The organism is Streptomyces ovatisporus (assembly GCF_042653885.1).
Lineage (GTDB): Bacteria > Actinomycetota > Actinomycetes > Streptomycetales > Streptomycetaceae > Streptomyces > Streptomyces ovatisporus.
Genome location: NZ_JBHSFH010000005.1, coordinates 462,685 through 479,179, shown reverse-complemented (window position 1 = coordinate 479,179; position 16,495 = coordinate 462,685). Strand labels below are relative to the sequence as shown.

Below are 16,495 nucleotides of genomic sequence, written 5' to 3'. Positions count from 1 at the left end.
TCCTGCTCTCCGGCTTCGAGCGCGCGTCGGAGTGTCGTGCGGGAGACGGCGGGAGGCACCGGCAGCCTGATCGCCTCGGCGGGCTGCGGTGTGCTCGGTGTGCCGCGCGTCCCGCCGGGCCGGTGCTCCGGTGAGGGCGTTCTCAGCTCTGCGCAGGCGGCGCGATCTGCTTCTCGAACCAGTGGTGGGCGTACGGCTCGTCGTTGAAGGCGGAAACCTCCTGGAACCCGGCGGAGTGGTACAGGGCGATCGCGGCGTCGAGGGTCTTGTTGGTGTCCAGACGCAGTACGCGGGCCCCGTGCCCGGCGGCTCGCGTCTCCAGTTCGGCCAGGAACCGGCGGCCGAGGCCCAGCCGCCGTGCCCCGGGCGCGACCCACATGCGCTTGATCTCGGCCGGGGCACCGGACGGCAGCTTCAGCCCGGCGCAGCCCACGGGTTCGCCGTGCAGCCGGGCGACGACGAACAGGCCGCGCGGCGGCCGGAGTTCACCCGCGTCGGGAAGCAGGCTCAACGCGGGGTCGAAGCCGCTGTCGAAGCGCTCCTGAAGCTCAGTGAAGTAGGACCGCAGGCAGTGCTCGGCATCGGGGTGGTCCGGGTCGACGGCCTCCATGGTGACGGTCGCGGCGGTCAGCAGCCGCTCCACCTCCGCCATCGCGTCGACCAGCCGGGCGCGCTGGCGGGGGTTCAGCGGATCCAGCAGCGAGCCCGCCAGTTCGTCGCTGCGGCCGTCGAGCGCTGCGCGTTCGGCGCGGCCGGCCTCGGTGAGACGGACGGTGCGCACCCGCTTGTCCCGCTGGTGCCGCTCGACGGTCACGAGGCCGTCGCTCTCCAGCGAGCGCAGCAGCCGGCTGACGTACCCGGAGTCGAGGCCGAGCCGTTCGCGCAGCTGCCGCACGTCACGCCCCTGGTCCCCGGTCTCCCACAGCAGGCGCGCCGCGCCGATGGGCCGCTCCCGGCCCAGGTAGCGGTCGTGCAGCGCGCCCACGCGTTCGGTGACGGTGCGGTTGAACCGCCGTACTTGTTCGATCTGCGCCGGGTTCATTCTCTGACTCTAGTCAGAGAACTGCGCGGTGCGCCAGAGCGGTGTGCGGCGGCAGGCGGATGGACGGATGGGCCTTTCCCGGTCACTCCGCGGACGGTCTCGGGGAACGTTCGGGGCGCTGCTCCGAGTCGCCCTGCTCCGAGTCGCGCTACTCCGAGTTGAACTACTCCAAGTCGCCCTGCTCCGGGGCCGGTTCGAGCAGATGGGGTCCGTTGTTGCGGACGTTGTTCACGGCGGTGGAGACCGGGCGGGCCGCCAGGTGGCCCCCGGCGGGGGAGGTGAGGAGCGAGCGGAGCTCGTCCGGGTCCTGGTGTGCGGGGTCGAGCCATGCCGCCTGGTCGTCAGGGGTGATGGCGAGCGGCATGCGGGGGTGGACCCGGCCGGCCGCGTCGGTGGCTTCGGTGGTGATGATGGTGCAGGTCGCCCACCACGCCAGCGGATCGTCCTTGTCGCGCCCGGGGTCCCGCCAGAACTCGTACAGGCCCGCCAGGGCCATCACCTCGCCGTCCTCCGGGGTGATGAAGTACGGCTGCTTGTAGCTCTTGCCGCTTCCGGCCGCCCGGGCCGTCTGCCACTCGTAGAAGCCGTCGGCCGGCAGCAGGCAGCGGCGCTTGGCGAACGCCTGCCGGTAGGCCGGCTTCTCGTGGACGGTCTCCACGCGGGCATTGATCATCTTCGCGCCGACGTTCGGGCTCTTGGCCCAGAAGGGCACCAACCCCCAGCGCAGCGGCCTCAGTTGCCGCTCCACCGCCCCTGTCTCACGGTCGGCCGCCTCCACGACGGCCCATACGTCGTCGGTCGGAGCGACGTTGTAATTGGGCGCCAGCGTCTGCTCGGGCTCCCATCGGTCGATGTCGAAGAGCCCGACGAGGTCTTCCGGTCTGCGGGTGGAGGCGTATCTGCCGCACATGTGTACACATTGCCACGCCGGGGCGGGGGGCGGGTGTCCGGCTACTCGTCGACCTTGTCGATCTTCTCCGGGTCGACGACGCCCTCCTCGTCGAAGATGTCCTTGTCGTTGTACGCCCGGTGCGTGACGATCACGACGTAGTCCTCGTCGTTGAGACCTTCGCACTCCGCGGGCCGCGGATCGCTCATCGCGTGCTTCGGAGGGCTCTTCATCTGAGCGACCTTCGCCGCGCAATCCTCGGCGATCTTGTCCTGTGACTCGGCACAGCCGGTGAGTGCGGCAGCGGCGATGAGCAGTGCGACGGCACGGGCGCGCATGGTCCCCCTCCTGGAAGTGTGCTGAGGATGGTAGCCGTGCGGAGCTTCCGGATCACCCGAAGTAGTGAATGGGATGCGGCCCGGGCGCCGACCGCTTCGGTCCCGGGGTCGCCCGTCTGTCCGGCGGTCCCGTGGAGGGCCGCAGCCGCCCCGAACACGGCTCGTGCAGCGGGCAGTTGAGACGGCCCGGACATGCGCGGTCGCTGCGCGCCCACGGTGACGCGTCAGCGTGTGCCGCGGTCCCGGCGCGTGCCGATGCGCCTCCCGGCCGGCGGTGAGCGGCGCAGCCGGCCAGCCAGCCGGCCAGCCGGGCAGTCGGGCAGTCGGGCAGTCGGCGCGTGGAGCCGGGTCGGTCCGCACACGGCGAGGCGTCCCATTTATACGTTTATCTGCCGTTACATTCGATCTGCTGCAGCGCGACTCATCGACATCTACGGAGGCCCGCATGCCCCTGCCAAGGTCCGGCCCGTCGCGCCGTGCCCTCTCCGGCACGGTGGGGACCCCCGCCGTACTCCTCACCGCCATCGCTCTGCTGCTGACGCTGTCCGGAACGGCCCAGGCGCAGGGTGAAGGGGAGCGACTGGCCCACCCGGAGAAGGACTGGATGGGTTCCACCATCCGTGCCCACGAAGGCGACACGAGGGACAGCTCCTCGTCCCGGACGCTCGCGGCGTCCGTCGAAGGGGTGGACGTCTCCAGCCACAACGGCGGCGTCCCCTGGTCCACGTTGTACAAGCAGGGTGTGCGGTTCGCCTACGTGAAGGCCACCGAGGGCACGAGCTACACCAACCCCAAGTTCGCCCAGCAGTACAACGGTTCGTACAAGAGCGGCATGATCCGCGGCTCGTACCACTTCGCCCTGCCCTCCAACTCCAGCGGCGCCGCGCAGGCGAACTACTTCGTCTCGCACGGCGGGGGCTGGTCGCGGGACGGAAAGACCCTCCCCGGTGCTCTCGACCTCGAGTACAACCCGTACGGCTCCGCCTGCTACGGCAAGTCGGCGAAGGCCATGGTCGACTGGATCTCCGACTTCGCGAAGACGTACCGCGCGCGGACGAGCCGGCACATGGTCATCTACACCTCCACCACCTGGTGGAAGAAGTGCACCGGCAACTCGACGAAGTTCAGCGCCACCAGCCCGCTGTGGATCCCCAGCTGGGGTTCGTCGGTCGGCTCGCTGCCCGGTGGCTGGCCCTTCCAGACCTTCTGGCAGTACACCTCGACGGGGAACACGGTCGGTGACCGCAACCGGTTCAACGGCGCGCTGAGCCGCCTCAAGGTGCTCGCCACTGGTTGAGCGTCCCCGCCGCCACGGCCCGTGCGCGCCCGGTCCACGGCAGGCACACGCACCGTGCGCGAACCGGCCGGTGGCTCCCGGGAATCTCCGGGTGCCACCGGCCTCGCGCTGTGCCGGACGTCCAGGGCCCCTGTCACGCGGGGTGGGGATTTTCTGCCGCGAACGTTCGTCGTCCGGGCGCCTCCCGCAGCACCATGGAAGAAGCACGGGGGCGATTGGAGGAGAGCCTCATGATGGAAGTCAAGACGGTCGACAAGGCCGACGAACGGCGTGACTTTCCTCGGGGACACATCGAGACCCTGCATCTGACGGGCCTGGATTTCGCTGTAGCCACATTCGAACCCGGCTGGCGCTGGACCGAGTCGGTGGGCCCCATCGCCGGTACGGGCACCTGCCAGGTGCACCACAACGGCTTCGTGATGCAGGGGCGTCTGCGCATCAGGATGGACGACGGCACGGAGTCCGAGGTGGGACCCGGTGACGTCTTCGTCTGCTCGCCCGGGCACGACGCCTGGGTCGTGGGAGACGAACCCGTGATCGTGTACGACTTCGCCGGGGGCATGGCGAGCGAATACGGCAAGCCGGCGAGCTGAGCGCAGGAGGTTCGTCCGTACTCCCGTCCCGCACGCCCGCGCGGGACGGGTGCCGGACGTTCCGTCCCGCTTCCGGCGGTACTGCCGGCGTCCCGTTGTCAGTGACACGGTGCACGATGTGGGGATGGCGAGGACGACGAAGAAGACCGGCGGGGCGGTGAGCAGCCCACGGCGCCCGGAGATCTCTCTGCCGGAGCTGCGTCCGTACGAACCCGGCACGGCGCTGGAGCACGATCACGACGGGGTGGATTTCGAGGACGCCGACCTGTCGGGCACGGACGGCGCGGGGGCGACCTTCCTCGACTGCGCGATCCGCCGATGCTCCCTCGACGAGGCCCGGTGGGAGAGGGTACGGCTGCTCGACAGCGTGCTGGAGGGCGTCACGGGCGTCGGTACGGACCTGGCCGGCGCCGAACTGCGCGATGTGGAGATCGTGGACGCGCGGCTGGGCGGCGTGCAGATGCACGGCACGCACCTGTCCCGCGTGCTGGTGCGCGGAGGGAAGATCGACTTTCTCAACCTGCGGCAGTCCACGCTGACTGACGTCACGTTCGAGAACTGCGTGCTGGTGGAGCCGGACTTCGGCGGCGCGAAGCTCGAACGGGTGGGGTTCCCGGGTTGTGTGCTGCGCGGCGTGGACTTCACCAAGGCGACGATGGCGGACGTCGATCTGCGTGAGGCGGCCGAGCTGAACATCGCCGCGGGAGTGGGGGAGTTGACCGGTGCCGTGGTGAACATGGGCCAACTGATGGAGCTGGCACCGGCGTTGGCGGCCGAGATGGGTCTGCGCGTCGGGCAGTGAGTCGGGCAGTGAGAGGCGGTGGCGCCGTCCCCGGCAGGGCCGCGAGGGGCGGGCGCGCGGCTCGCAGGGCCCTCAGACGCGCGGGAAGCGCGCCTGCAGACTCCACACGGTGGGGTTGTCCGCGAGCCCTTCGTGCATGTCCGTCAGGTCGGCGAGCAGGTCGTGCAGGAAGTCCCGTGCCTCGCGCCGCAGTTCGCCGTACGCGCAGGTGAGGGGAGCGCTCCTCCCGGCCTTCCGCGTGACCCAGTCGGCGGTCACGTCCACCCAGCCGAAGCGTCGCTCGAAGCGCAGGCGTTCGGTGCTCTCGGTGAAGTCCAGCTCGGCCCGCTGAGGCCCGGGTGCGCGGCTGCCGCGCGGGTCGGCGTCGAGCTGTCCGACGATGTCGCACAGCGCCCAGGCGAAGTCGAGCACGGGCAACCAGCCCCAGGACGTGGCCAGTTCGTGGTCCGTCTCCGTGTCCGCGAGGTAGGCGTCGCCGCAGAAGAGGTCGTGCCGCAGAGTGTGGACGCCCGCCGAGCGGTAGTCGGTCTGCGGCGGGTCGGGGAAGCGGGAGGAGAGCGAGTAGCCGATGTCGAGCACCGCCCGATCGTGTCACGGCCGGCTCGCGCCACGGCTTCTGCGGGCAGCCGAGAGCCGAGAGCCGGCAGCCGGCCTGGTGGCCGGCGCGGCCGCCGCGGATACCGCAAGGGCGGTGCGCCGTCCCGGGTGAGGGACGAGCACCGCCCTTGGCGGCGTACGGTCCGGCGTCAGACGTTGACCCCGAAGTCCTGGGCGATGCCGACGAGTCCGGAGGCATAGCCCTGCCCGACGGCACGGAACTTCCACTCCGCACCGTTGCGGTACAGCTCGCCGAAGACCATGGCGGTCTCGGTCGCCGCGTCCTCGCTCAGGTCGTAGCGTGCGATCTCCTTCTGGTCCGCCTGGTTGACGATGCGGATGAAGGCGTTGCGCACCTGGCCGAAGTTCTGGCTCCGGGACTCGGCGTCGTAGATGGAGACCGGGAAGACGATCTTCTCGACGTCGCCCGGCAGCCCGGCCAGGTTGACGTTGATCTGCTCGTCGTCGCCCTCGCCCTCACCGGTGACGTTGTCGCCGGTGTGCACGATGCTCTGGTCGGGGGTCGTCTTGTTGTTGAAGAAGACGAAGTGCTGGTCGGAGTAGACCTTCCCGGTCGGGTTGACCGCGATGGCGCTCGCGTCCAGGTCGAAGTCCGTGCCCGTGGTGGTGCGGACGTCCCAGCCGAGGCCGACCGTGACGGCCGTCAGCCCCGGAGCCTCCTTGGTGAGGGAGACGTTGCCGCCTTTGGACAGGCTTACAGCCATGGGGATGCCCTTCTGTTGTCGTGAGTCGCTGAGACTCGCCGCGATCACAAAACGTGTCTGCTGTCACCCTGCACAACGCAGCCGGAGCGGGGACGGGTTCCAGCAATCCGCACGTTCCTTGAGTCCGCTCCGCACGGAGGCCCGCACCGGCTCCCGGCCCGCCCCGGGAGCCGGTGCGGGAAAAGGCGGTGACGGGCCGGTGGGAAGCACGAGACCATGGACTCATGTCCGCGCCCTACGTCATCCGAGGCTCGGTCTCCCTGCCGGAGGCCGAACTGGTGTGGCGTTTCATGCGCTCCTCGGGCCCGGGCGGGCAGCACGTCAACACCAGTGACACCCAGGTCGAGCTCCGCTTCGACCTGGCAGCGACGTCGGCGCTGCCCGAGCTCTGGAAGGAACGTGCCCTGGAGCGGCTCGCCGCCGGGGGCCGCCTCGTGAACGGCGGCGTCGTGACCGTACGGGCGAGTGAGCACCGCTCCCAGTGGCGGAACCGGGAGGCCGCGGCCACCCGTATGGCCGCGCTGCTCGCGGAGGCCACCGCCCCTCCGCCGCGTCCCCGCCGCAAGAAGAAGGTGCCGCGCGGGGTGAACGAGCGGCGGCTGCGCAAGAAGCAGCACCGCAGTGATCTGAAGCGGGGACGCTCAGGACGCGACTGGTCCTGAGGACCGGTCGGCCGGCCGGACGCGGCCGGCGGCCGGCTGTCTGCCTGCCGGTCGCCTCAGGAGCCCTTCCTGGACAGCGTGTGGTATCGCCCGCGGTAGTAGGTGAGCGGCCCGCTGTCGGGCACCTGCGGCAGTCCCGCCGCCAGCACCCGCCCGATGACGAGGGTGTGGTCGCCCGCCCGCACACGCTGCTCCGTATGGCATTCGACGGTGGCGAGCGCCCCGTCCACCAGCGGCGCGTCGGAGGCCTCGCCACGGGTGTGCGGGAGGTCCCGGAAGAGGAGCCGGTCGCTCAGCCGTCCCTTCATGGCGAAGCGTCCGGCCGTCTGGCGCTGGTCCTCCGTGAGCAGGGAGGCGGCCCAGTACGGCTGGCGCTCCAGGAGCTCGTCCATCCGTGAGCCGTCGCGGACGCTGACCATGACCAGCGGCGGGTCGAGCGAGACGGAGAGGAAAGCGGTGGCGGTCATGCCGACATCGGCGCCTTCCGGGCCGTCGTCGGCATCGTGGGCCGTCACCAGCACCACACCTGCTGCCAGCCGGGCCATGGCAGCCCGGAACTCGTCCTCGCTCACCCCGTCAGCATGGGGCATCCGGCCTTCCGGCGGGCCAGGGCTCGGCTGATCCTGCACTGCATATGACACGTCAAGGACGGTAACCGCTGTCCGGTGGCCTATGCATCGGGCCCTGGGACCAGGACCACCGACCCATCCGGCCGGTGAGCGTGTCCGTGACAAAGATGTGTCCCAAGCGTGTGCTTCGTGGGCGCACTCGATGACCGTCCGGTGGCGGGCCTGTGACCAGGGAAGAGGTCGGGGATGCTGTGCGCCTTCCAGGAAACGGGGCCGGAATGCCCTGTCGGCAGGGGGAGTTGGCGGCGGGAAAGGGGGGCATTCGGCGCTCTACGCTCCGGTAACGCCGTACCGTTCGAGCAACAGGTGCCGCCGCCGGGTGCTCCCGGAGGGCTTCGACCGGTGGCCCCGCGTGTGACAGGCTCACACGGAGAGGAGTCAACAGGCTGCATAGAGTTGTGACTTGAGTCACAGCGGGCAATAATTGTTGACCCTGTGTACCTGGTGTACAGCTCACTGTGATTCAGTGGCTGTGGCAGTCGGACGACGACGTCCCGCGAACACCTGGAGTTGACGGACGAGGCTCAGGGGGAGGGCGATGGAAACCGAGTCGGAGCCCTATGTCCGCCTTGCCAGCCTGCGCCAGCTGCACCACGTCGTGGCCCGGCTGAGCACCGCACGCAGTCTCGCCGACACCCTTCAGACCGTCGCCGACGGCGTGGTCGAAGGTCTCGGCTTCGAGATAGCCGCGGTGAACCTCGTACGCCCCGAGGGCGACCTCGTCGTCGCCGCAGTCGCCGGGAGCCAGGGCGCCGAGGCGATGATGGCGGGCCGCGTCGGCTCCCGAGCGTCCTGGGAGCGCCGGCTGTCCATGGGGGAGCAGTGGGGCAACCTCCGCTTCATCCCCTACACCGAGGGCTGGGTCCTCGACGAGGACGACGTCCCCCAGTGGCACCCCGCCGGTCCCGCGCCGCAGAGCCCGGACGACTGGCACCCCATGGACCGGCTCTTCGCGCCCCTCTACGCCTCCGACAGCGAACTGCTGGGCGTCCTGTCGGTGGACCGGCCCCGCAACGGCCGCCGTCCCGGCGCCTGGGGCCGCGAAGCCCTCCAGCTGTACTCCTCCCAGGCTGCGATCGCCCTCAGCAACGCCCGCCTCCGCTCCAACATGCAGCGCGCGCTCGTCCGTCTCGAACGGGAGCAGTCGGCGCTCCGCGCGAGCGAGGAGAGCTTCCGGCAGGCGTTCGAGTACGCACCGAGCGGAATGGCCGTCGCGGAGATGGGCGGCGACCAGCACGGCCGCCTGATACGCATCAACGACGCCCTGTGCAGGCTGCTGGGCCGTCCGGCCTCCGCGATGCGGCGCTACTCCTTCTCCGACATCGTCCACCCCGAGGACATCGGCACGCTGCTGCGCACGTCCGCGGAGGGGGGCCGGGCCGAACTGCGTCTCGCCAGGCGGGACGGGTCGTACGTGTGGGTCTCGCTGCGCAACTCCGTGGTGGCCGACACCGCCGACGGGCCGCGCTTCCTGCTGACCCACGTCGAGGACATCGAGGACCGCAAGCGGCACGAACTCCAGCTCGCGCACCGCGCCAGCCACGACTCCCTGACCGGCCTGCCCAACAGCGCCGAACTCCGCGCCCGCCTGAACGGACGGCTCTGCGCACGCGCCGGCCCGGCCATTTCCGGCGTCGCGCACACGGGCCTCGACGGCGGTCCGGCCGCGTTCGGCCCGGGACTCGGTTACGACGACGCGGGCTCGGGCGTGCTGGCGTCCACCGGCATGTACGACCCGCACCACACCCATGCGGTGCCGCCGACGGGGAAGGCGCCGGGTGAGAAAGGTCTCGCCGTCCTCTTCTGCGACCTGGACGGCTTCAAGTCGATCAACGACAGGTTCGGGCACAACTGCGGCGACGCCGTACTCGTCGAGGTCGCCCGGAGGCTGTCGGCCGGGGTGCGGGACAACGACACCGTCGCGCGGATGGGCGGCGACGAGTTCGTGGTGCTCACCGACGGCGTCGGTCCTGCCGAGGCGCAGGACCTCGCGGTGCGGTTGCGCAACGCCATCATTCCGCCGATTCGCGTGGACGGCCGCGCCGTCCGCGTGGGCGCCAGCTTCGGCATCGGCTGGGCCGGGTGCGGGATGACCGCGGAGGAAGTGCTGCAGTCGGCGGACCAGCGGATGTACGTGGAGAAGCGTTCCCGCTCCAAGGGGCAGCGCCGGGCCGGCTAGCCCGGCCGGGGAGTGACGGAACGCACGCGGCGGCCGCGCACGGACGCCGGGGGGAGTGGCCGGAAGTTTCACGGCCGGCCACCTGTTGACGCTCCGCTGTTGGCATGCACCTCACTCCGGAGAGGTAGGCTCGGCCGGATACGTGACGCAGTAGGGAGTGACAGGGGATGACCGCCGAGAACGATGGTGCCGGCCAGACGCCGGAGGCCGACGACCCGTTCGGCTACCTGTACCGCCAGCAGGGCGGTGACGGCTCGACGGTGCAGCAGCCCGCGACCCCTCGGCGCTCGTACAACCAGGTCCGCACGGTCGGCGAGCGCCAGTACGGCGGTCCGCGGACTCAGCAGACCGCCGGCTACGGCCAGCAGCCCAACGCGCACTACGCGGCACCCGAGACGATGACCGGCGGCCGGGCTGTGACGCAGCAGCACCCCGCTCAGGGCGACGACGGCTACGGTCACCGGGGCGGCAGGGGGGCCCGAGGCGGCAGCCGCAACGGCCTGCTGGTCGGTGCGATAGCGGTCGTCGCCGCAGTCGTCGTGGGCATCGGGGCGGCGATCTACTTCAACAGCGGTGGGTCCGACAAGGCCGACACCGGTGGCCCCGCCTCCGTCGGCGGTGACGCCCAGGGCGGCGGGAAGGACAAGGCGGACTCCAAGAAGCTCCGCAAGGGCCAGCTGGTGGGCAAGAAGCAGGACGCGGCGAGCCTCGCCCTCGGTGGCGGCGCCGCCGCCGCCGGCGACATCCCCAACGCGCAGAGCAAGAACGGCAATTACGTCGCCGCCATGAACAACCCCGGTGCCTCGGCGACCTGGACGGTGAACGACGTGCCGAAGTCGGGGGCCTACACCCTCTTCGTGCGGTACGGGGTACCGGGCGAGGACGCCGACTCGACGCTGACGGTGAACGGCCAGCCCCGTCAGCAGCCCCTCAACATGGCCAACTTCGGCGATGCGAAGAAGGGCGAGTGGGACAAGGGCTGGACCGTCACCTTCGCGTGGGTCGACCTGAAGGAAGGTCAGAACAGCTTCAAGATCTCCTGCGAGCAGGGGAACAAGTGCAACTTCAACCTCGACCAGCTGTGGCTGAAGGCCGGCAAGGTCGAGCGGTAGCGCGCACGGACTCCACGCCGGTCTACGCCCGACGGGCGGAGGCCGGCGTCTTCGTGGGGCGGGAACGCCCCCCCCGCTCAGCGGGGCTTGCCGGGTTCCGGCCGGTTCGGGCCCCGGGTTCCGTGGCCGCTGTCTACTGGTGCCGGTGCCGGTGCCGTCGGTCCGGCACCGGTCAGTCCGGAGCCGGCTCTTCGCGCTTCTCGACCTGAAGGTGCGCCAGCAGGTCCCGGTGGACCTCCTCGTCGAACTCGCCCGCCGTCGGCGCCCGTACGGTCGCGGCTGACAGGGCGACAGCCCGCGCCAGCCGCTCCGGCCAGGGGAGCTTTTCGACCAGACCGGAGATCAGTCCCGCCACGGCAGAGTCGCCCGCCCCCGTCGGATTGCCCGTCAGGGAGCGGGGCGGGCTCGCCTGCCACGTGCCGTCCGGAGTGACCAGCAGCATGCCCTCGGACCCGAGCGAGGCGGCGACGGAGTGCGCCCCGCGCCGCTGCGCCGCCCGCGCCGCGCGCAGCGGCTCGGTGGTGCCGGTGATGCCGGCGAGCTCGCCGGCGTTGGGTTTGACGAGGTCGGGACGGGCGGCGAGGCCCCGGCGCAGTGGTTCGCCGCTGGTGTCCAGCACGACGGGTACGTCTGCCGCGTGTGCTTCGCGGATCAGCTGTGCGTACGCGCCGACCGGCACCCCGGGCGGAAGGCTGCCGCACAGTGCGACGGCCTCGACGCCGGCGCCGTCCCCGGCAGAACCCTCGCCGCCCCTGCCGTCCCCCGGTCCTGAACTGCCCTGTCCCTCAGGGGTGTTGCCGCGCAGCAGCTCCCCGTACCTCTCGAGGAACGCGGCCCACTCGTGGGCGGCGATGTGCGGTCCGGGTTCGTTGAGCTGCGTGGCGTCGCCGCTGGATTCGTCCACGACGCCGATGGTGCGCCGGGTGGTGCCCTCGATGGGTACGAGCGCGTCGGTGACGCCCGCTTCCCCGGCGAGGAGTTCCCGCAACCCCTCGCCCGTACGGCCCCCGGCGAAGCCGGTGACGACCGTGGCGTGCCCGAGAGCGGCGAGGACGCGCGCCACGTTGAGCCCTTTTCCGCCGGGACGTTCGGTCACCTCGCGCACCTGGTGCGAACCGTGCACGTCGAGGCGAGGCACCCGGTAGGTCAGGTCGAGGGCGGTGTTGAGCGTGACCGTCAGGATCACCGGAGACACTCCAGGGGAGGACTGGGCGAGGGCGGGGTGCGGACGTCGCGGGGCCGGGCCGGGCCGACGCGCGTAGACGTGCCCACGACAACTGCGCGAGCGATCATGCCACTTGGTCTTTCGCCTCGCGACCCCTCGTGCAGCACCGGGGCCCGGCCGCCCCGCCGGTCACCCGGCCTCGGCACCCGCCGGCGGGGGCACCACCCACTCGCCCTGCCGCATCACGCCTGCGAGCGCGAACTCCGCGTCGAGGACGACGAGGTCGGCGTACTTGCCCACCTCGAGCGAGCCCGTCCGGTCGTCGACACCGAGCAGGCGGGCGGGGTTGGCGGAGAGTGCGCGTACGGCGTGCTCCACCGGAAGGCCGTCGACGGTGACGGTCCGCCGGAAGGCGTGGTCGAGGGTGAGCGTCGACCCGGCGATGGAGCCGCCCTCGACGAGCCGTGCGACGCCTTCCCGTACCTCGACCTCCAGGGGGCCCAGCGGGTAGCGGCCGTCGCCCATGCCGGCGGCGCCCATCGCGTCGGTGATGAGGGCCACCCGGTCGGCACCGGCGCTGCGGAAGGCCAACTCCAGTACGGCGGGGTGCAGATGAGTGCCGTCGTTGATCAGCTCGACGGTGACGCGTTCGTCCTCCAGCAGCGCGGCGATCGGACCGGGCGTGCGGTGGCCGAGACCCGGCATGGCGTTGAAGAGGTGGGTGGCGACAGTCGCCCCCGCTTCGACGGCCTCCGCCGTCGCCTCGTACGTGGAGTCCGTGTGGCCGATCGCGGCGATGACTCCGCTGTCCGCGAGCGCCCGTACGGACTCCAGTCCGCCGGGCCGTTCGGGGGCGAGCGTCATCATCTTCGCGCTGCCGCGCGCTGCGTCGACGAGCTTGCGCACCTCGGCCGGGTCGGGGTCGCGGAGCAGGCCCGGGTCGTGCGCACCGCAGCGGTGGGGTGAGATGAAGGGCCCTTCGAAGTGCACCCCTGCCAGGTCGCCCTGTTCCGTCAACTCGCTCAGTACGCCCGCCTGTTGAGCCAGGTCGCCGAGTTCGCCCGTCACGGTGGAGGCGACCATCGTGGTGGTGCCGTGCCGCCTGTGTGTGCCGATGACGGTGAAGGCCTGCTCGAAGGTGCCCCCGGAGAAGGAGGCGCCGCCGCCGCCGTGCACGTGCATGTCCACGAAGCCGGGCACGATCCAGTGGCCCGCCAGCCGGTGCGTGGGTGACTCGCCGGGCACGTTCGCGGCGATCCTGCGGCCCTCGACGCTCAGCGTGCCGGCGTCCTCGACGCCGCCCGGCCGGACGACCTTCGCCCCGGCCAGCACGGTGCGTCCCGCCGCGCGGGGACCAGTGGAATTCGTGGCGCTCATCGGCTCGAAACCTCCGCGGAGAGTAGGTCCCGGGCGAGAAGTCCCGCGCCCAGGCAGCCTGCGGCGTCCCCGAGGGCCGCCGGGACGATGGTGGGGAGATGCTGGAACGTGGCCCGTGCGCGTACTGCGTCCCGCAGCGGCGTGAAGAGGACGTCGCCCGCCTCGGCCAGCCCGCCGCCGAGAATCACCGTGCGCGGATCGAGCAGGGTGAGGGCCGTGACGAGCCCCGCGGCGAGCGCGTCCACCGCGTCCCGCCAGACGGCGACGGCACGTTCGTCACCGGACTCGACCGCTCCGGCGGCGTCGGCCGCCGTGGCCGACGGGTCGCCGGACGCCGCCGCCCATGCACGCCCCACCGCAGCCGCCGAGGCGAGCACTTCGAGACAGCCGCGCTGTCCGCAGCCGCACTCCGGTCCGCCGGGACGCACCACGACGTGTCCTATCTCGCCCGCGCTGCCGTGGGCGCCCGGTTCGAGACGTCCCTCAAGGCCGAGCGCCCCGGCGATGCCGGTGCCCAGCGCCATGAAGAAGAACCGGTCGACGCCCTTGCCGGCGCCGATGCGTCCTTCCGCGAGCCCGCCCGTACGGACGTCGTGGCCCAGCGCCACGGGGATGCCGCCGAGCCGTCGCGTGAGAAGGGCGCGCAGCGGTACGTCGCGCCAGCCGAGGTTGGCGGCGTAGACGGCGGTCCCGGTGGACGCGTCGAGGATGCCGGGCACGGCCACGCCGGCGGCGGCGGGTTCGGCGCCGAACTGCCGTGTGCCGTATGCGCGCAGCTCTGCGGCGAGATCGAGGATGCCGTCGACGACGGCGTCGGGGCCGCCTTCGCGGTCGGTCGCGCGGCGCGTCTCGTACAGCATGCCGGTGCCGGTGCCGGTGCCCGCGCCGGTACCGATGAGGGCTGCCTTGATCCTGGTGCCGCCCACGTCGAGGGCGATGACGTACTGCGGTTCTCCGGGGCTGAGGCTCACGGGATCAGTGTCGCCCGACAGACGGCAACAGGTCTAGTCCACTCGCGACATCTCTCGGGCATCCGTCGGGTGTTCCGCAGGTGGAGCGGGCTGCCCGGGGCAGGCGGACGGGACGGACATGTCCTGCGGCAGGTGACGTGGAGCCATGCATGTGGTGAAGAAGGCAGAAGAAGGGACGACTGTTGCGAAAGCGATATGAGTAATGGCATAGACCTTAGGCGGTGTGAGGTGGAGACTCCTGTTCCGTGCCTGCGTGCCTGGCCGGCCGGAAGCGGGGCGAGGCGAGGCGCCTGGCCGGATGCCGGTCACCTGCTTTGAGGGGTAGTTGCAGTGGAGCGTCGGAGCTTTCTGGGCATGGCAGTGGCGGGGGCGGCGGGCGGCGGCTTCGCGGCGGCCGGATGCGGTGCCGAAACGAGTGCGGAGAGCATCACCCTCAGAATGGTCGCCGCGGACTACGGCGACCCACGCCGCGGCAACAGCACACAGGGCTACTGGGACGCGCTCGTCCGCCAGTTCAACCAGCGATATCCCGGCATCGCCGTCGACGTCACCGTCCACAGCTGGAAGGACGTCGACCGGACGGTGGCCGGGATGGTCGCGGCGGGACGTGCCCCGGACATCGCCCAGATCGGCTCCTACGCCGACTTCGCCGCCGACGGCAAGCTCTACAGCGTCGACGAACTGCTCTCCATACCCGTGCAGGCCGATCTCCTCTCGGGACTGGCGGACGCGGGCAAGGTGGAACGGGTCCAGTACGGCCTGCCCTTCGCCGCCAGTACCCGGTTGCTCTTCTACAACCGGACGCTCTTCGCCAAGGCCGGTCTCGACCCCGCGAAGCCGCCCCGGAACTGGCATCAACTGGCGCGCGCCGCAAGGCGGTTGAAGGCGGCGGGCGTGCGGATTCCGTACGGGCTGCCGCTCGGCACGGAGGAGGCGCCCGCGGAGGCGCTGATGTGGATGCTCGGCGGCGGTGGCGGCTACACCGACAAGGCCGGAACCTGGACCATCGACGCTCCCGCCAACATCAGGACCTTCGACTGGGTGCGCGAGAACCTCGTCGACAGGGGACTGACCAACCCTTCCCCCGGCAGCACCGACCGGCAGGAACTCTTCGACGCGTTCACGAGCGGCCGGGTCGGCATGCTCAACGGTCACCCCAAGTTGATGAAGGAGGCGGCCGCGAGCGGAGTGAAGTACGGCACCGCGGTCCTGCCGGGCGACGAGGGCCCGGCCGACACCACCCTCGGCGTCGCGGACTGGATCATGGCCTTCAAGCAGGGCGGACGGCGTGAAGAGGCGGGCCGGTTCCTCGAGTTCGTCTTCGAGGAGAAGAACCACTACACCTTCGTCGACCGCTACGACCTGCTCCCCGTGACCACCTCCGCGAACGAACGGATGCGGGAGGCACCCGAGCACAAGCCGCTGCGCCGCTTCCAGGACCAGCTCCCCGGCGCGGAGTTCTACCCCGTGGGCAAGGTCTCGTGGGCCCGGGTGAGCGGTGAGCTCAAGAGCTCCGTGGGGGGCGTGCTCGCCCGCGGGGCGGACCCGGCCTCCGTGCTCGGCGGCATCCAGCGGAAGGCGGAGTCGGAGGAGGCGGCGGCCAGGACGCGGTAGGGGGCTGCCGGGCGCTCCCGGACGCCGCTGTCGGGCCCCGGAGTTAGGTTGGACGGATGAGCGCCGACGAGGGCCACGACGAGGGCCGCACGGAGCAGCCCCCCGGGGAACCGGCCGTAGGGGACGTACGGGCCGACCCCGAGCCGGCCGTCCAGGGCGCGGCAGACCGCGATCCCGCCGTCGGGGAGCACGCCGCGCGTTCCCGGCCGGCCGGCCTCTCCGCCCGCGACGTCGCCGTACTGGCCCTGGAACGGCGCAGCTGGAGCGGCCCCGGCGTGAAGGAACGCGCCATACGCGAGCAGTTGGACATGTCGCCCACGCGCTATTACCAGCTCCTCAACGCCCTCCTCGACGACCGGCACGCCCTGGCCCACGACCCGGTGACCGTCAACCGGCTCCGCCGCAGGCGCGAGGAGCACCGCGCCCGTCGCTAGTGCTGTGGCCGGAAGGTTTGCCGGCTCGCGTCGTCCGGCACGGCACCTCGCCGCGTTGCCGGCATCGCA

The 16,495-nt window shown here is 71.2% G+C and carries 17 protein-coding genes; 8 read left to right on the top strand and 9 right to left on the bottom strand.

Annotated elements, in window-relative coordinates; genetic code table 11:
* Nucleotides 1-142: 142 nt before the first annotated feature.
* The 3 genes from ACFPA8_RS10525 to ACFPA8_RS10515 form a co-directional block, all read right to left on the bottom strand.
* Nucleotides 143-1,042, bottom strand: a complete 900-nt coding sequence (locus ACFPA8_RS10525; RefSeq protein WP_386445803.1) for a bifunctional helix-turn-helix transcriptional regulator/GNAT family N-acetyltransferase — start codon at nucleotides 1,040-1,042, stop codon at nucleotides 143-145.
* Between the two features lie 163 nt (nucleotides 1,043-1,205).
* Nucleotides 1,206-1,952 (bottom strand): SOS response-associated peptidase, encoded by a 747-nt coding sequence (locus ACFPA8_RS10520; RefSeq protein WP_386445800.1) that lies wholly within the window; start codon nucleotides 1,950-1,952, stop codon nucleotides 1,206-1,208.
* A 41-nt stretch (nucleotides 1,953-1,993) separates the two neighbouring features.
* On the bottom strand, nucleotides 1,994-2,269 hold the full coding sequence (locus ACFPA8_RS10515; RefSeq protein ID WP_386445797.1) for a hypothetical protein: 276 nt from the start codon (nucleotides 2,267-2,269) through the stop codon (nucleotides 1,994-1,996).
* A gap of 445 nt (nucleotides 2,270-2,714) precedes the next feature.
* Here ACFPA8_RS10515 and ACFPA8_RS10510 point away from each other — a divergent pair, with 445 nt between their 5' ends.
* The 3 genes from ACFPA8_RS10510 to ACFPA8_RS10500 all read left to right on the top strand — a co-directional run bounded on the left by ACFPA8_RS10510 (nucleotide 2,715) and on the right by ACFPA8_RS10500 (nucleotide 4,961).
* Complete coding sequence (locus ACFPA8_RS10510; protein WP_386445794.1) at nucleotides 2,715-3,566, top strand: lysozyme; 852 nt, start codon at nucleotides 2,715-2,717, stop codon at nucleotides 3,564-3,566.
* Between the two features lie 230 nt (nucleotides 3,567-3,796).
* The gene (locus ACFPA8_RS10505) at nucleotides 3,797-4,159 is read left to right on the top strand and encodes a cupin domain-containing protein (protein ID WP_386445791.1); all 363 of its coding nucleotides are present in this window, start codon (nucleotides 3,797-3,799) and stop codon (nucleotides 4,157-4,159) included.
* Nucleotides 4,160-4,283: 124 nt separating this feature from the next.
* Nucleotides 4,284-4,961: a pentapeptide repeat-containing protein gene (locus ACFPA8_RS10500; RefSeq protein ID WP_386445788.1), complete on the top strand. Its 678-nt coding sequence runs from the start codon at nucleotides 4,284-4,286 to the stop codon at nucleotides 4,959-4,961.
* A gap of 72 nt (nucleotides 4,962-5,033) precedes the next feature.
* Here the strand turns inward: ACFPA8_RS10500 and ACFPA8_RS10495 are convergent, their stop codons facing one another.
* Both ACFPA8_RS10495 and ACFPA8_RS10490 read right to left on the bottom strand, forming a co-directional pair.
* On the bottom strand, nucleotides 5,034-5,540 hold the full coding sequence (locus tag ACFPA8_RS10495; RefSeq protein WP_386445785.1) for a hypothetical protein: 507 nt from the start codon (nucleotides 5,538-5,540) through the stop codon (nucleotides 5,034-5,036).
* 167 nt (nucleotides 5,541-5,707) lie between these two features.
* On the bottom strand, nucleotides 5,708-6,283 hold the full coding sequence (locus ACFPA8_RS10490; RefSeq protein ID WP_386445782.1) for a TerD family protein: 576 nt from the start codon (nucleotides 6,281-6,283) through the stop codon (nucleotides 5,708-5,710).
* A gap of 224 nt (nucleotides 6,284-6,507) precedes the next feature.
* On the opposite strand from ACFPA8_RS10490, the gene arfB reads away from it, so the two are divergent.
* Nucleotides 6,508-6,945: an alternative ribosome rescue aminoacyl-tRNA hydrolase ArfB gene (arfB, locus tag ACFPA8_RS10485; protein WP_386445779.1), complete on the top strand. Its 438-nt coding sequence runs from the start codon at nucleotides 6,508-6,510 to the stop codon at nucleotides 6,943-6,945.
* 56 nt (nucleotides 6,946-7,001) lie between these two features.
* Here arfB and ACFPA8_RS10480 read toward each other — a convergent pair whose 3' ends face one another.
* Nucleotides 7,002-7,535, bottom strand: coding sequence for a flavin reductase family protein (locus tag ACFPA8_RS10480; protein WP_386445776.1), 534 nt, complete (start codon nucleotides 7,533-7,535; stop codon nucleotides 7,002-7,004).
* 577 nt (nucleotides 7,536-8,112) lie between these two features.
* Here ACFPA8_RS10480 and cdgB point away from each other — a divergent pair.
* Together cdgB and ACFPA8_RS10470 are read left to right on the top strand one after the other, a co-directional pair.
* Nucleotides 8,113-9,753, top strand: coding sequence for a diguanylate cyclase CdgB (gene cdgB / locus ACFPA8_RS10475; RefSeq protein ID WP_386445773.1), 1,641 nt, complete (start codon nucleotides 8,113-8,115; stop codon nucleotides 9,751-9,753).
* 167 nt (nucleotides 9,754-9,920) lie between these two features.
* The gene (locus tag ACFPA8_RS10470; protein WP_386445770.1) at nucleotides 9,921-10,865 is read left to right on the top strand and encodes a carbohydrate-binding protein; all 945 of its coding nucleotides are present in this window, start codon (nucleotides 9,921-9,923) and stop codon (nucleotides 10,863-10,865) included.
* 172 nt (nucleotides 10,866-11,037) lie between these two features.
* Here ACFPA8_RS10470 and ACFPA8_RS10465 read toward each other — a convergent pair whose 3' ends face one another.
* The 3 genes from ACFPA8_RS10465 to ACFPA8_RS10455 all read right to left on the bottom strand — a co-directional run bounded on the left by ACFPA8_RS10465 (nucleotide 11,038) and on the right by ACFPA8_RS10455 (nucleotide 14,378).
* On the bottom strand, nucleotides 11,038-12,051 hold the full coding sequence (locus ACFPA8_RS10465) for a 1-phosphofructokinase family hexose kinase (RefSeq protein ID WP_386445767.1): 1,014 nt from the start codon (nucleotides 12,049-12,051) through the stop codon (nucleotides 11,038-11,040).
* 168 nt (nucleotides 12,052-12,219) lie between these two features.
* Nucleotides 12,220-13,407, bottom strand: a complete 1,188-nt coding sequence (nagA, locus tag ACFPA8_RS10460; protein WP_386445764.1) for an N-acetylglucosamine-6-phosphate deacetylase — start codon at nucleotides 13,405-13,407, stop codon at nucleotides 12,220-12,222.
* Nucleotides 13,404-14,378, bottom strand: a complete 975-nt coding sequence (locus ACFPA8_RS10455; protein ID WP_386445760.1) for an ROK family protein — start codon at nucleotides 14,376-14,378, stop codon at nucleotides 13,404-13,406. The genes nagA and ACFPA8_RS10455 overlap by 4 nt, the downstream gene beginning before the upstream one ends.
* Nucleotides 14,379-14,732: 354 nt before the next feature.
* Here ACFPA8_RS10455 and ACFPA8_RS10450 point away from each other — a divergent pair, with 354 nt between their 5' ends.
* On the top strand, nucleotides 14,733-15,992 hold the full coding sequence (locus tag ACFPA8_RS10450; RefSeq protein ID WP_386445757.1) for an extracellular solute-binding protein: 1,260 nt from the start codon (nucleotides 14,733-14,735) through the stop codon (nucleotides 15,990-15,992).
* Between the two features lie 56 nt (nucleotides 15,993-16,048).
* A complete protein-coding gene (locus tag ACFPA8_RS10445) occupies nucleotides 16,049-16,426 on the top strand; it encodes a DUF3263 domain-containing protein (protein WP_386445754.1) in 378 nt (125 codons plus the stop codon).
* The last annotated feature ends 69 nt before the right edge of the window (nucleotides 16,427-16,495 follow it).

Bases quoted from the DNA above. Each gene is read 5' to 3' on its own strand.
- ACFPA8_RS10525 (WP_386445803.1), bottom strand. From the start codon at position 1,042: ATGAACCCGGCGCAGATCGAACAAGTACGGCGGTTCAACCGCACCGTC.
- ACFPA8_RS10520 (WP_386445800.1), bottom strand. From the start codon at position 1,952: ATGTGCGGCAGATACGCCTCCACCCGCAGACCGGAAGACCTCGTCGGG.
- ACFPA8_RS10515 (WP_386445797.1), bottom strand. From the start codon at position 2,269: ATGCGCGCCCGTGCCGTCGCACTGCTCATCGCCGCTGCCGCACTCACC.
- ACFPA8_RS10510 (WP_386445794.1), top strand. From the start codon at position 2,715: ATGCCCCTGCCAAGGTCCGGCCCGTCGCGCCGTGCCCTCTCCGGCACG.
- ACFPA8_RS10505 (WP_386445791.1), top strand. From the start codon at position 3,797: ATGATGGAAGTCAAGACGGTCGACAAGGCCGACGAACGGCGTGACTTT.
- ACFPA8_RS10500 (WP_386445788.1), top strand. From the start codon at position 4,284: ATGGCGAGGACGACGAAGAAGACCGGCGGGGCGGTGAGCAGCCCACGG.
- ACFPA8_RS10490 (WP_386445782.1), bottom strand. From the start codon at position 6,283: ATGGCTGTAAGCCTGTCCAAAGGCGGCAACGTCTCCCTCACCAAGGAG.
- arfB (WP_386445779.1), top strand. From the start codon at position 6,508: ATGTCCGCGCCCTACGTCATCCGAGGCTCGGTCTCCCTGCCGGAGGCC.
- ACFPA8_RS10480 (WP_386445776.1), bottom strand. From the start codon at position 7,535: ATGCCCCATGCTGACGGGGTGAGCGAGGACGAGTTCCGGGCTGCCATG.
- cdgB (WP_386445773.1), top strand. From the start codon at position 8,113: ATGGAAACCGAGTCGGAGCCCTATGTCCGCCTTGCCAGCCTGCGCCAG.
- ACFPA8_RS10470 (WP_386445770.1), top strand. From the start codon at position 9,921: ATGACCGCCGAGAACGATGGTGCCGGCCAGACGCCGGAGGCCGACGAC.
- nagA (WP_386445764.1), bottom strand. From the start codon at position 13,407: ATGAGCGCCACGAATTCCACTGGTCCCCGCGCGGCGGGACGCACCGTG.
- ACFPA8_RS10450 (WP_386445757.1), top strand. From the start codon at position 14,733: ATGGCAGTGGCGGGGGCGGCGGGCGGCGGCTTCGCGGCGGCCGGATGC.
- ACFPA8_RS10445 (WP_386445754.1), top strand. From the start codon at position 16,049: ATGAGCGCCGACGAGGGCCACGACGAGGGCCGCACGGAGCAGCCCCCC.